Annotated in this window: 11 protein-coding genes and 2 pseudogenes; 8 read left to right on the plus strand and 5 right to left on the minus strand. The window is 67.7% G+C overall.

Features of this window, described 5'->3' with window-relative positions; all coding sequences use genetic code 11:
- Window positions 1–6: 6 nt before the first annotated feature.
- Window positions 7–471, minus strand: coding sequence for a GreA/GreB family elongation factor (locus ACIQTP_RS38775; protein WP_403408807.1), 465 nt, complete (start codon window positions 469–471; stop codon window positions 7–9).
- Window positions 472–765: 294 nt separating this feature from the next.
- On the opposite strand from ACIQTP_RS38775, the gene ACIQTP_RS38780 reads away from it, so the two are divergent.
- The 5 genes from ACIQTP_RS38780 (at window position 766) to ACIQTP_RS38800 (ending at window position 7,170) form a co-directional block, all read left to right on the plus strand.
- Window positions 766–1,071: a hypothetical protein gene (locus tag ACIQTP_RS38780; protein ID WP_403408809.1), complete on the plus strand. Its 306-nt coding sequence runs from the start codon at window positions 766–768 to the stop codon at window positions 1,069–1,071.
- A 30-nt stretch (window positions 1,072–1,101) separates the two neighbouring features.
- On the plus strand, window positions 1,102–1,572 hold the full coding sequence (locus tag ACIQTP_RS38785) for a DUF3887 domain-containing protein (protein WP_403408811.1): 471 nt from the start codon (window positions 1,102–1,104) through the stop codon (window positions 1,570–1,572).
- A 129-nt stretch (window positions 1,573–1,701) separates the two neighbouring features.
- Entirely contained in the window at window positions 1,702–2,328 is a 627-nt protein-coding gene (locus ACIQTP_RS38790; protein WP_403408845.1) for a DUF1345 domain-containing protein, read from the plus strand.
- Window positions 2,329–2,344: 16 nt separating this feature from the next.
- A complete protein-coding gene (locus ACIQTP_RS38795) occupies window positions 2,345–4,699 on the plus strand; it encodes an FUSC family protein (protein ID WP_403408813.1) in 2,355 nt (784 codons plus the stop codon).
- Between the two features lie 122 nt (window positions 4,700–4,821).
- Entirely contained in the window at window positions 4,822–7,170 is a 2,349-nt protein-coding gene (locus ACIQTP_RS38800; protein WP_403408815.1) for an FdhF/YdeP family oxidoreductase, read from the plus strand.
- Window positions 7,171–7,210: 40 nt separating this feature from the next.
- Here the strand turns inward: ACIQTP_RS38800 and ACIQTP_RS38805 are convergent, their stop codons facing one another.
- Window positions 7,211–8,143 carry a LysR family transcriptional regulator gene (locus ACIQTP_RS38805; protein ID WP_403408847.1) on the minus strand — a complete coding sequence of 311 codons (933 nt, stop codon included), beginning with the start codon at window positions 8,141–8,143 and terminating at the stop codon, window positions 7,211–7,213.
- 89 nt (window positions 8,144–8,232) lie between these two features.
- Here ACIQTP_RS38805 and ACIQTP_RS38810 point away from each other — a divergent pair, with 89 nt between their 5' ends.
- Window positions 8,233–9,120, plus strand: coding sequence for an SDR family NAD(P)-dependent oxidoreductase (locus ACIQTP_RS38810; protein ID WP_403408817.1), 888 nt, complete (start codon window positions 8,233–8,235; stop codon window positions 9,118–9,120).
- A gap of 153 nt (window positions 9,121–9,273) precedes the next feature.
- On the opposite strand, the pseudogene ACIQTP_RS38815 reads toward ACIQTP_RS38810, so the two are convergent.
- Window positions 9,274–9,526, minus strand: a pseudogene (locus ACIQTP_RS38815) (transcriptional regulator); the annotation flags it as partial.
- Here ACIQTP_RS38815 and ACIQTP_RS38820 point away from each other — a divergent pair.
- Together ACIQTP_RS38820 and ACIQTP_RS38825 are read left to right on the plus strand one after the other, a co-directional pair.
- Window positions 9,516–9,905, plus strand: a pseudogene (locus ACIQTP_RS38820) (aldo/keto reductase); the annotation flags it as partial. The pseudogenes ACIQTP_RS38815 and ACIQTP_RS38820 overlap by 11 nt on opposite strands.
- A gap of 124 nt (window positions 9,906–10,029) precedes the next feature.
- Window positions 10,030–10,371, plus strand: coding sequence for a hypothetical protein (locus ACIQTP_RS38825; RefSeq protein ID WP_403408819.1), 342 nt, complete (start codon window positions 10,030–10,032; stop codon window positions 10,369–10,371).
- 117 nt (window positions 10,372–10,488) lie between these two features.
- Here the strand turns inward: ACIQTP_RS38825 and ACIQTP_RS38830 are convergent, their stop codons facing one another.
- Window positions 10,489–11,814 (minus strand): ABC transporter substrate-binding protein, encoded by a 1,326-nt coding sequence (locus tag ACIQTP_RS38830; RefSeq protein WP_403408821.1) that lies wholly within the window; start codon window positions 11,812–11,814, stop codon window positions 10,489–10,491.
- Window positions 11,815–11,856: 42 nt separating this feature from the next.
- Window positions 11,857–12,315 carry an ABC transporter permease subunit gene (locus ACIQTP_RS38835; RefSeq protein WP_403408823.1) on the minus strand — a complete coding sequence of 153 codons (459 nt, stop codon included), beginning with the start codon at window positions 12,313–12,315 and terminating at the stop codon, window positions 11,857–11,859.
- Window position 12,316 lies beyond the last annotated feature (1 nt).

Raw genomic sequence — 12,316 nt, forward strand, 5'->3', positions numbered from 1 at the left:
CGGGTCCTACGGGGCGCCCAGGGACAGCACCGTCACGGTCGTCTGTCCGTCGGGCGCGTCGTAGCTGACGGAGTCACCGGCACGGTGGCCGAGCAGTGCGTGGCCGAGAGGACTGTCGGTGGTGACCAATGTCTGGTCCAACCGCTCGGCGACATCACCGATCTGGACCGTCTCTTCGGCGCCGTCCGCGAACCGTACGGTGACGGTGCTTCCCAGACCGACCACGTCGGTGCGGGGCGGACCAGCCTCTGCCGCCCCGTCCAGCCGCACGGTGATCTCGGTGATACGGGCGTCGACGCGGTCCAACTGAGTGGCACGCTGCAACTCGTCGGCCTGATCCGCTGTGTCTCCCGCTGAGTCTGTGCCGCCCAGGGTTGCCGCGACCGCGTTGTGCTCGGCTTGGAGATCCGCAAGTTCCTGTTCGAGCGCCCGACGGGCTGCGGCGCTGATCGGCCCGGCTTCACTGGTCATTCCTGCTCCCGTTGTGCAGGTGGAACAGCTGGGTGACGATGGGCGATTCCGCTGCTTGCGAGCATAGTCGTGAGCTCGCCGCACCGCTCGCCCCAGGAGTCATCGGACGTCGCGTGGCAAGCGGGCAAGTGGCCGCTGTTGACGCTGGAGCCTGCTGTGGTGTGCCAACTCGTACGTGACTACCCCGTTTATCAAGATCGGTTCCTGATTTCAAGTCACGCTGTTACGTGACATGACGCGAAGCCCCTCGGTGACCTTTTCTGGATACAGAATTTCTCAGGTCAGGAGATTCTCATGCAGATCATCACCGCCACGGCCGCCGTCATCGTCGGGGCATTGTCCAGCGTTACCTATGTGCAGTACGCCGCGTCGCGCAGACCAGGACGACCGATCCCTCTGTTCTCCACCCGGCTCGCGCTTTTTCCACTATGGGCCGACGTGACGTTCACTACGGGCTGGATCGTCAGCTCATTCACACTCATCTTCATGCTGCCGATCTGGGTGGGATTGGTCGCTTGCTGCGGGGCCTCGGTACTCCCCTTCGAGGTGATGCGCCGCCGTCACAACCGTCAGGTCAGAGGCCCCATGATCACTCCATGATCGCGCCACGGACACCCAGTGGGAGGATCCATGTTCAGCAGGCTCAGCAAGTTCGGTTTCGCCGTCACCGTGGCTTCCAGCGCGCTGGTGCTGGTCAGCGGGCCCGTATCGAACGCGGCGTCGGCCATCGACCCGGCGGTCGTGGCCCCGGCACCGGTCACGGCCCCCAGCCCGCCCCCTTACAAACAGCTCGCTCTCAAAACCCTCGACCAGGTCGTGAAGGGAAACTTCGTCGCCGTCTCAGCGCGCTTCGACGAGTCGATTCGGCAAGAGGGAAATCCCGCGGTTCTCGCGAACGCGTGGAAGCAATACCAGGATCATCTCGGTTTCGGTCGCTACCAGTCACACGGGGAGCCCCGGCAGGTCGTATCCGGCGATCGGACGGTGGTCGACATATCACTGCGCATGGCCGAGCAGCCCGGAGATTTCCGCGTCGTCTTCGACGGAAAAGGGCACATCGAAGGTCTGTGGTTTCTCAAGGAAGGAGTTCCGGTCCCGTAGGGGCTCGTGACACGATCGCGAAGCGTGGGCGTCCCGTACGTCCTGGCCATGGGCGGGACACCGTCACCCCCTGGTCCCGCTCTCGCCGTGCCGAGCAGCCACGAAGCACTACCGTTGTGGCTTGTGAGCGTGAGCATCCGTCTGTCGCTTTCCGCAGTCCCACGGCTCGCCATCGCGGTCGCCGTCGGAGCGGCGGTCGGCGTGGCCGTCGCATCGTCCAGCGACACCCCGCTGGCCATTCTTGCGGGCATCGCCGCGACCCAGACATTCTTCGTGGTTGTCGGCTGGATCGTGCTGTGGCCGATGGATGCCGCCTCGACCCGAGGCAACGCTCGACGCGAGGACCTGCGTCCCGTCCTCGAGGAAATCGTCGTCGTCACAGTCGCTCTGTGCGGTCTGGTCGGCATCGTGGTATTCCTGCTCGGCAACTCCGACACCGGCCATGCCGCGACGGCGCTGCTCGGCGTGTTCATGGCCTGGGCGGCACTGCATCTGATGTACGCCACCCGCTACGCGTACCTCTTCTACGTGGATTCCGCGGGCGGGATCGATTTCAACTCCGACCAGCCGCCGGCGTACAGGGACTTCTTCTACTTCAGCTACAACCTCGGTATGACCTACCAGGTCTCCGACACCGACGTCTCCAGTGCGGTGGTCCGCTCGATGGTGCTCCGGCACACATTGCTGTCGTACGTCTTCGGTACCAGCATTCTGGCTACCGCCATCAACCTCTTCGCAGGAATCCTCGTTCACTGATGTCGAAGAAGTGGGCATGTCCCACCATCACCGCACCCATGTGACGCGCGCACTCTCACCGCGCGGCGCGCTCTCCCTGCACGCAGTGGATGGGGCGCTCCTCTTCGCTCTGCGCGCGGCGCTCGCCATGGCACTGCCCGCGGCGCCACTGGTGCTCTCCGGACGAACCGCGCTCGCCGTCTTCCCCATGCTGGGCGCGTTCACCACCACGTTCGGGCGCAACCTGCCCTACCGCCGCCGCGCCCGCGTCCTCGCCGTAGCCGCGGTGGCCATGACGATGTGCGTCGGGCTTGGGGCGACGCTCGCCGCACTGACCGATCCGCAAGCGGGAGGCATCGGCACCGCCGTGGTGATCGCCGCGATGGCGGTCACGGCCGGCCTGGCGAAGTTCCTCTGCGACGCGACACGACTGAGTGGCCTCGGTGCCGTGCTGATGCTCTTCTCGTTCGCCGTGGCGGCCAACGGCCCAGCCGACACGCTCAGCGACGTGCTCGTCCAGACAGGGCTCGCCGCAACGGGCGCGGCAACCGCCTGGGCACTGGCACTGGTGGGCTGGTTCGTGCACCCGGACCGCCCGCAGCGGCTCGCGGTGGCCGTGGCCCTCCGCGAACTCGCCGACCTGCTGGAACCCGCCGGAGGAGCCGATGAAAGCCGGCAGACACGGCACCGGGCAACCGCCGCCGTGCTCCGGGCGTATCAGTCGCTCGGCCTGTGTCCCCTGACAACCGATCAGCGGCACGGCGAGCGGAGCGGGACATGTGTCTACCTGACCGACCTCGCCTGGTCAGTCCTGATCACCTCCGCACGCCGGCAGGCGCCCGACGCCCCGACCGCGCGGTACCTGCGTGTGCAGGCTCGGCACCTGACCGTCAGGTACCGCCGTCTCCCATCCCCTCTGCCGCACCCGATGTCCCCGACCGCCCTGTCCGGCCTGTCCGCCGCTACGGCGATCGGCCATCCGGACGAGGCCGGTCCCGCGGCCCGGCGCGCCGCCGAACTGACCGTGGGGCCCGGTGTCGCCAGCCCGGGCCATGTCGCGGTCCTTGTCGTCCCCGCGTTCCGGATGGCTCTCGGCACCGGCCTGGCAGGTGGCCTGGCCGCGTTCCTGAGCTTCGGACACGGCTACTGGGCCGCGCTCTCCGCAGCCGCCGTCCTGCACTCCGTCAACGTCCGCTCCACCTTGCAGCGTGCTCTCCAACGCACCCTGGGCACGGCAGCAGGGCTCTTGATCGCGTTCGGCGTGCTGGCCACCCACCCGGCGCCGACGGCTCTCGTCGCCCTGATCGTGGTCTTCGAATTCCTGCTGGAATACACCGTGGCCCGGAACTACGGCCTCGGCGTCGTCTTCCTCACCCCGCTCGCGCTGCTGCTGAGCGACCTGGCGTCTCCGGCACCTGTGGGCACGCTCGTCCACGACCGGACGCTGGGCAGTGTGCTCGGCATCCTCATCGGTCTGGCCTGTGCCCTGCTGGTGGTCCACGGGCGCCCGGCAGCACGTGTGGAACGAGCGCTGGCCGCGTGCGGCGAAGCATCCGAACGTGCCGAACAGGCGCTGGCCGGCTCCGCCGCCGTACCGCACTCTGCCGTTCAGACACAGCTGGCGGTGGCAGTGGTGGAGCTGCGCGAGGCGGACGACGCCGCCGCCGGGGAGCTGTACGCGGCGGATGTCGACCCCGCCCGACTGGCAGCCGCGGAGCAGCGCGCCTATGTACTGCTCGAGCACCTTCATCGAACCATCGGCCGCCATGCTCCGCGCCCCCGTCCGTGCCGGACTCGTGCCATGAATCCCGCGCATTCGACCGGCGTGGACGGCACCGCGTTGTATTACGGCGATCTGGACGCACCCCACGTCCTCGAAGTGTTCGTCGAGTTGCGCGACCGGGCCAGTCACCGAATGGCGGACAGTCTTCTCGGTACCATTCGCCAAGCAGCCGACGACGGCAAGTTCGTGGCGAAGTTTCATTTCGCGGCGACAATCGACGACACGGTCGGCGGCAGCGGTTCTCGGCGTGCTCTGAGCGCGCTGGCCGCGGCGAGCGACGTGGGACAGAGACAGTTCGTCGACTACTTGACGGCGCTTTTCGCCTCCCAACCGGTTCCCCCTGGTGACGATCAATTCTCCGACGTCTCGGTCTTGCTGTCCCTTGCCGACCAGGTGAACGGACTCAGGAACGCCGAATTCGACACGAAGGTCACGGCCGGCACGTATCTCACCTGGGCCGGAGAGGTGCTCGGGAATTTCGATTCCTTCGGTGTGATCGGAACACCCGTTGTCCGGTACGACGACGAGGTCATTCCTGTCGTGAAAACGGACGGAGGTCCCGCCATCACTCCCCAGGAGTTCCTGGAGCGGCTCCAGCCCTCCCGCTGAAGGGCGGGCACCGCATGATGACGAGGGGTGCGTTCGAGTCTGTGGCCCGTTTGAGGGAACCACAGGATGGTTGTAGCGTTTCCACATACTCCTTCGACCGCGGATACGAAGGGTTGATCAGCATGACTACCTCGGATGCCGACAGGGCGGTCGCGGAAAACGATTCCCCGCACGGCGGGGGGACACCGGCTGGAGGCGAGGGCCCCACCACCGAGCAGCAGCCGTCGCAGCGGGCCTACCATCATCCGGCCGCCGGCTGGGGTGCCGCCAAGAGCGTCACGCACGTTCTCATGCGGGAGCACGCGCTGATCGACGGGCCACGCGCCATCTTCAAGATGAACCACGAGAGCGGGGGGTTCGACTGCCCGGGGTGCGCGTGGCCCGACGACACCAAGGGCCTCAAGCTCGACATCTGTGAGAACGGCATCAAGCACGTCACCTGGGAGATGACGCCCAAGCGTGCGGGCCGTGAGCTGTTCGCCGCGCACTCCGTCTCGGAGCTGGCGACATGGACCGACTTCGAGCTGGAGGACACGGGCAGACTGACGGAGCCGATGGTCTACAACGAGGAGACGGACCATTACGAGCCCATCACCTGGAAGGCCGCGTTCGAGCTCGTCGGAAGCGAGCTGCGGGCCCTCGACGACCCGAACGAAGCCGCCTTCTACACCTCGGGACGCCTCGGCAACGAGGCGACGTTCCTGTACCAGTTGATGGCCCGTGAGTACGGCACCAACAATCTGCCCGACTGCTCCAACATGTGCCACGAGGCGTCCGGACGCGCCCTGCAGGCGTCGCTCGGCACCGGAAAGGGCACGGCCGACCTCGCGGACTGGGAGAGTGCGGACGCCCTGTTCATCATGGGTGTCAACGCGGCCTCCAACGCTCCGCGCATGCTGACCGCGCTCGCCGAGGCATACCGGCGGGGTGCGCAGATCGTGCACGTCAATCCACTGATCGAGGCGGCCGCCACCCGGACCATCGTCCCTCACGAGTTCGTCAACATGGCCCTGTTCAAGTCGACGCGCACGAGCACGCTCAACCTCCAGGTCCGTGCGGGCGGCGACATGGCGCTCCTGCGCGGCATGGCCAAGGCGGTGATCGAGGAGTCGGCCTCGGACCCGAAGGCACTCGACCGCGAGTTCATCGACCGCCACACCCAGGGATTCGAGGAGTACCGGGCCCTGTGCGAGGCGACACCGTGGCAGGAGCTGGAGCGCCAGTCCGGGCTGACGCGCGCGGACATCCTGAAGGCCGCCGAGGTGTATTCGCGGTCCGACCGGACCCTGATCAGCTGGTGTCTGGGGGTGTCCCAGCACGAACACGGCGTGGACACCGTTCGGGAGATCGTCAATCTCCTGCTGCTGCGCGGGAACCTGGGGCGCGAGGGCGCCGGGCCGTCCCCCGTGCGTGGGCACAGCAACGTGCAGGGGAACCGTACGTGCGGCATCGACCACCGGCCGACACCCGAGTTCCTCGACCGGCTCGCCGAGGTCTGCGGCATCGACCCTCCCCGCGCGCACGGGCTGGACACGATCGGCGTGGTCGAGGGGATGTACCGGGGCACGGTCAAGGTGTTCGTCGGAATGGGCGGCAACTTCGCGATGGCCGCACCCGACACCACGTACACCGCGGAAGGACTGCGGCGCTGCGGACTGACGGTCCACGTCAGCACGAAGCTCAACCGCAGCCACGTGGTCCACGGCAAGAAGGCACTCATCCTGCCGTGTCTGGGACGGACGGAGAAGGACCACCAGCGCCGTGGGCTGCAGTCCACGTCCGTCGAGGACTCCATGAGCATGGTGCACCTGTCGCTCGGCATGAAGCGCCCGGCGTCGCCGCATCTGCTGTCCGAACCCGCCATCATCGCCGGCATGGCGCGGGCGACTCTTCCCGACAGCGCCGTCCCGTGGGAGCAGTACATCGAGGACTACGACCGTATCCGGGACACCATGGCCCAAGCCCTGGACGGCTTCGAGGACTTCAACCGCCGCGTCCGACTGCCGCTGGGGTTCCGGATCAAGCAACCGGCCCGCGAACTCGTCTTCCTCACCCCGTCCGGCCGGGCCGAGTTCTCCGCCGCCGCGCTGCCGGACATCGTGCCCCAGGACGGCATGTTGGTTCTGCAGACGATGCGCTCCCACGACCAGTGGAACACGACCATCTACTCCGACAACGACCGTTACCGGGGCATCAAGAACCTGCGCACGCTCGTTCTCATGAACCGCGCCGACATGCGCTCCCGCGGCATCACTCCCGGCAGCCTGGTCGACATCACGGCCACCTCCAAGGACGGCAGCAAGCGCTCCCTCACCGGGTACCGGGCGTTGAGCTACGACATGCCCCGCGGCTGCGCGGCGGGGTACATGCCCGAAATGAACGCCCTCATCGGCGCGGCCGACTACAGCACGCAAAGCGATCAGCCACTGATGAAGAACGTCAACGTCCGTATCGCCCCGAACCGGCCGTGACATGTGGGGCCCGGGACCGTACATGTGGGAACCGGGACGGTCACGGGTCTGAGCCCGGCCTGTCGCCGTCGAGGGCCGCGGCACGGAGGGCCGCGGCCACACGCGTGACCGGTTCGCTCGGCGGGTGGGGAAGACGGGCCAGGAACAGACGCCGCTGCTCCTGGGGCCCGCCGCGCACGGGAAGGATGCGTACCCCCGGTGGCGCGGCCTGGGCGAGTGCGGGCGGCACGGTGGTCAGCCCGCACCCGGCGGCGACGAGGTGAAGCTTGGCCAGCCAGTCGCGGGCGGTGTGGGCGATCTCGGGACGTTCGTCCAGACCGGGCCACACCCCCATCAGCCGGTCCTCACCGGCGGAGGAGCCGGCGATCCAGCGCTGCCCGCGCAGATCGGCCACGTCGACGCAGTCGCCGCGGGCGAGCGGGTGGGTGGCGGGCAGCGCGAGACACAGCGCGTGTTCGGTGAGTGTGTGCAGCACCAGTGGGGGCGACTCGGCGTCCGGCGGGCGGAAGGGCGGCGCCGACGCCAGGAGGGCGAGGTCCAGGCTGCCGGCCCGCAGGGCGCGCACGAGCGCCGGAGTGCTGCCTTCGCGGCTGACGATGCGCAGGCCGGGATCCGTGCGGCGCAGCGCGACCAGGGCTCGGGGCAGCAGGACGGCTCCGGCACTGGGGAACCAGCCCAGCCGGACCGTCCCGGTCTGCCCGGGCAGGCCGGACAGTTCCCGCGCGGTCGCGTCGATCTCGTCGAGCACGGTCGTCGCACGGCGCATGACGACGAGGCCGGCCGCGGTCAGCCGTACTCCGTCACGCCGCCGCTCCAGCAGCTCCGCTCCTGCCACGCGTTCGATCGCGGCGATCTGCCGGGACACGGCCGACTGGGTGTAGCCCAGCGACGCCGCGGCCGCGGTGAAGGTCCCCTGTTCGGCCACGGCGCGGAAGACACGCAGCGCCGTCAGTGACACATCCGTGAAGTCCATGACGATTCCCAAATCCATGATGATTCCGCATAGTAGCTGTGCGTGAATCTCGTTGGACTCATGGCTGCCGCGTTTCTAGCGTGGCATGCATGAACGCTTCGCGAATCGCCCTCGTCACGGGCGCCAACCAGGGACTCGGACGTGCGCTCGCCGAAGGGCTGGCGGCCCGTATGGGCCCCGACGACCTCGTACTGCTCACCGGCCGCAGCCACCAGCGCGTCTCGGACGCCGCCCGCGAAGTGGCGCAACTCCCGGGCACACGCGGCCATGTCCAGGGCCGGGTCCTGGACGTCACCGACACCGACGCCGTCGCCCGACTCGCCGACGAACTCCGGGCACGGCACGGCGGGGTCGATGTCGTGCTCTCCAACGCCATCGCCCGGCTGCTGCCCGAGGAGTCCCAGGCCGAGCGCGCCGACGAGTTCATCGATGTCTCCAACACCGCCACCCACGCGATCCTGCGCTCGTTCGGCCCCGTCCTGCGTCCGGGCGGCCGACTGATCGTCGTGGCCAGCAGCCTGGGCACCCTCGGCCACCTCAATCCGCGACTGCAGCACCTGTTCGACGGCGCGAGCCTCGACCAGGTCGAGTACGCCGTCGAGTCCTGGCGCGCCGCCATCCACAACAGGACCGCCGAGGAGGCGGGCTGGCCACGCTGGCTGAACGTGCCTTCGAAGGTGGCTCAGGTCGCCGCCGTCCGCGCGGTCGCGGCCGAACGCCGCGAGCACGACCTCTCCGGCGGCACCCTGGTCGCCTCCGTGTGTCCCGGCATGGTCGACACCGCCACCTCCCGGCCCTGGTTCAGCGACTTCAGCCAGGCCCAGTCGCCTTCCGAGGCCGCCCGTGCGGTGCTCGACCTGGTCTTCACCGAGGACGTCGACCCCGCCCTCTACGGCGAGCTGATCCGCTTCGGCAAGGCCCTGCCCTGGCACGACGGGACTCCGCCGATGGAGCAGGACCGACTGCTCAGGCCCTGACCGCGGAAGATCGTGCGCGGAGAGACCTGCATGGAGTCGCCCGCCACGCCGTCGGTACGGACAACGCACGACGGCTGTGGAGACTGCCGGAGCAGTTGCCGGCCGACGCCCGGTGGCCCTTCCTGACTGACTGGACCGCCGCGGAGGTCTCGGTCAGGGCTGTGAGTGCGCTTGCTGCTTCGCCTTCAAGTCCGGGTGTCTGGCGGGCTCGGGGGCGATCGCGTCGAGCAGGAGCATGGCATCGTGGTCGGGAGTGCCGGGGTTCCGCGGTGTAGACGCCGAGGCGTTGGCCCGGGGTGCCTTCGAGGTGCATGCTCTGGCCGCTGAGGGTGAGGATGCCGACCTGGGGGTGGTGGAAGGTCTTCTGGATCCTCTTGCGTCCGACGACGTCGTAAGTCAACCAGATCGAGACCCACCCGTTCTTCCAGCGCGCCACCGACCAAGAGGTCATGCGCGAGCACGGGGTCCAGATCCAGTCGTGGGGCGGGTTCGCCGAAGGCCGCAACAACCTCTTCACGCATCCGCTCCTGAGCGAGATCGCCGCCAAGCACGCCAAGTCCGTGGCACAGGTCGTGCTCCGCTGGCTGTCCCAGCGCGGCATCGTCGCGATCCCCAAGTCGGTCCGCGCCGACCGTATGGCGGAGAACATCGACGTCTTCGACTTCGAGCTCACCGACGACCAGATGGCGTCCATCGCCGACCTGGACACCGGCAAGTCGCTGTTCTTCGACCACCGTGACCCGGCCACGGTCAGCCGGCTCACCGGCCTCCGCATCCACGACTGACCCGGCGGGCGGCCCCGCCACCTCACCACACTCATGGCCGACGAGACCAGGAACAGCGGACAACGGGTGAACTCGGACGCCCGCAAAGACAAACCCACCGCGCTGGGGCGACGCTCGCGCCTTCGTGGCGTACTTCTGGGAGGAGCCACCGTCATTCGATCAGGACGACCACAGCTGCCTGGACGCCGACCTCGGCGCCTCCGGTCCGTCCGGAGGCCGGACACTGGTCACCGCCCCGGACAGCTTCTGCCTGGACGCGGAGGCCGGCTCTTCCGGGAAGGACGGCCAGCCGGTCCAGGGCTTCGGATGCGCGGGCGGCACCAACCAGGTGTACCTGGTCTCGGTCTCCCACGGCAGTGCGTCGGTGTCGGCGGACGACGTGGCCCATCGTCCGTCGGGGCTCCAGGCGACCGCCTCGGTGACGGCGGCGGGGTCCTGCTGTGGGACGCCGGCCGGCGCGAGGTGATCCGCACCCTCGCGAGGAGGCTGACCTTCGCGGTGGCATGCGGTCTCTTTTCGAGGAGGACGGAAGGACGCGCCGTACGGGCCGCGTCCCGGCCGCGGTGCGCCGAAGAGGCGGCGGTCACTTCTCGTTCAGGATGCTCTTCGTCTTGGCCTGCATGTCGGCGAAGACGCTGTCGTTCTTCTGCCCGGCGAAGTACGCCTCGATCAGAGGCTCGATCGCGTCCTGCAGGGCCGCGCCGTTGCGGAAGTCCGGCGAGGGGTAGAGCTCCTTGTTCTTGAGCATGTCGGTGAAGACCGTGAGATCGACGCCCTGCGCCTTGAGGGCCTTGGCGGAGGCGTCCATCGAGGCGGGGATGGAGGGGAAGAAGGTACCGCTCGCCGACGCCTTGGTCTGACAGGTCTCGGAGCCCATGTAGGAGACCCACTTCCAGGCCAGGTCGGGGTTCTTCGTGCCTGCCCAGATGGTGTTGCCGTTGGAGTTGCTGAAGACGGCACGTGTCTTTCCGTCGGGGCCGAGGACCGTGGGACCGATTGCGACCTTGACGTTGGGGATCTTGGCGAAGGTGGACGCCGTCCACGAACCGCCCGTCTCCATCGCGACCTTGCCCGAGGAGAGCAGGTCGACGTCGGACACGGTGTTGGTGAACGTGCCGATCTTGGGCGCGTAGCCCTTCGCCACCAGGGTGCGGACCCAGTCCATGGTCTTCACCAGTCGCGGATCGTTGTAGTTCAGCTCGGTCGGCCAGTTGGCCTTGTTGCCGAGCCGCCAGCCCGTCGTGGAGACGAAGGAGCTCCAGGTGGACTGGCCCAGGAAGTCCTTGGCGGCCAGCTGGCCGAAGCCGTAGGTCTTGATGTGTGCCTTGTCGAATCCCGGCTGGTCACCGCGTCGGCCCTTGGTGTCGAGGGTCAGATGGGCGATCATCTTGCCGATCGTGCCGCCGTTGTCGGGGTTCCAGTTCAGGTTCTGGACGTCCTTGGCGGTGTAACCGGCCTTGGTGAGCATGCCGGTGTTGTAGAACAGGCCGGTGGCCGCCCAGTCCAGGGGCAGGCCGTACTGGTGGCCGTCGGTGTACTTCCACGAGTCGACGCCGACGGAGAACCGCGACAGGTCGAACTTGTCCTTCTTGATGTAGTCGTCCAGTGGCAGCAGTTGGTTCTGGTCGGCGTACTGCGGGAAGAACTGGACGCTGTTCTGGAACGCGTCGGGGGCCTTGCCCGCCACGAAGCCTGCGGTCAGCTTGGTGAAGTAGTCCACGACGTTGTACTGGGTGATCTTCACCGTGACGCCCGGGTTGGCCTTCTCGAAGTCCGTGGCGCAGACCTTGTAGGCGGCCGCCTGCTTGTCGTCCCAGGTCCACCAGTTCAGGGCCGAGGAGCCGGAGCCGCTACCGGAGTTGGAGGAGCAGGCGGAAAGGACGGCCGCCAGGGTGAGTGAGGCTCCCATAGCCACAGTCTTGCGAACTCTCATGGTTCCTTCTTTCACTGGTCACTTGAGGCCGGAGAAGCCGATGGAGTTGACGATGCGTTTGCCGAAGGCGATGAAGAGCAGCAGCATCGGCAGCGCCGCGATGAGGGCGGCGGCCATCAGGCCCGCCCAGTCGGGGGCGGCTTGGGGTGAGGACTGCTTGAAGACGCCGAGGGCGAGGGTGAGGGGCTGGACGCTCTGGTCGTTGGCGATCAGCAGCGGCCAGAAGTAGTCGTTCCAGGCGTTGACGAACATCAGCAGTGACACGGTGGCGATCGGCGCGGACGACATCGGCAGGATGATCCGGACGAAGATCCGCAGGGGGCCCGCGCCGTCGATGATGGCGGCCTCCTCGACCTCGGTGCTCAGGCTGAGCATGAACTGCCTTACTGATCGTTTCAGAATGACTCCCGCCGAGAGCAGCAATCCTGTTGGCACTTGTACAGCTGAGTTGGCACCTTGGCCCATGGCCTTGTGCATA

Source organism: Streptomyces sp. NPDC090798, assembly GCF_044768965.1.
In the GTDB taxonomy this organism is placed as follows: Bacteria; Actinomycetota; Actinomycetes; order Streptomycetales; family Streptomycetaceae; genus Streptomyces.

Excerpts from the sequence above, each read along its gene's own strand:
- ACIQTP_RS38775 (WP_403408807.1), bottom strand. The coding sequence starts at position 471 with ATGACCAGTGAAGCCGGGCCGATCAGCGCCGCAGCCCGTCGGGCGCTC.
- ACIQTP_RS38780 (WP_403408809.1), top strand. The coding sequence starts at position 766 with ATGCAGATCATCACCGCCACGGCCGCCGTCATCGTCGGGGCATTGTCC.
- ACIQTP_RS38785 (WP_403408811.1), top strand. The coding sequence starts at position 1,102 with ATGTTCAGCAGGCTCAGCAAGTTCGGTTTCGCCGTCACCGTGGCTTCC.
- ACIQTP_RS38795 (WP_403408813.1), top strand. The coding sequence starts at position 2,345 with ATGTCCCACCATCACCGCACCCATGTGACGCGCGCACTCTCACCGCGC.
- ACIQTP_RS38800 (WP_403408815.1), top strand. The coding sequence starts at position 4,822 with ATGACTACCTCGGATGCCGACAGGGCGGTCGCGGAAAACGATTCCCCG.
- ACIQTP_RS38805 (WP_403408847.1), bottom strand. The coding sequence starts at position 8,143 with ATGGACTTCACGGATGTGTCACTGACGGCGCTGCGTGTCTTCCGCGCC.
- ACIQTP_RS38810 (WP_403408817.1), top strand. The coding sequence starts at position 8,233 with ATGAACGCTTCGCGAATCGCCCTCGTCACGGGCGCCAACCAGGGACTC.
- ACIQTP_RS38830 (WP_403408821.1), bottom strand. The coding sequence starts at position 11,814 with ATGGGAGCCTCACTCACCCTGGCGGCCGTCCTTTCCGCCTGCTCCTCC.
- ACIQTP_RS38835 (WP_403408823.1), bottom strand. The coding sequence starts at position 12,315 with ATGCACAAGGCCATGGGCCAAGGTGCCAACTCAGCTGTACAAGTGCCA.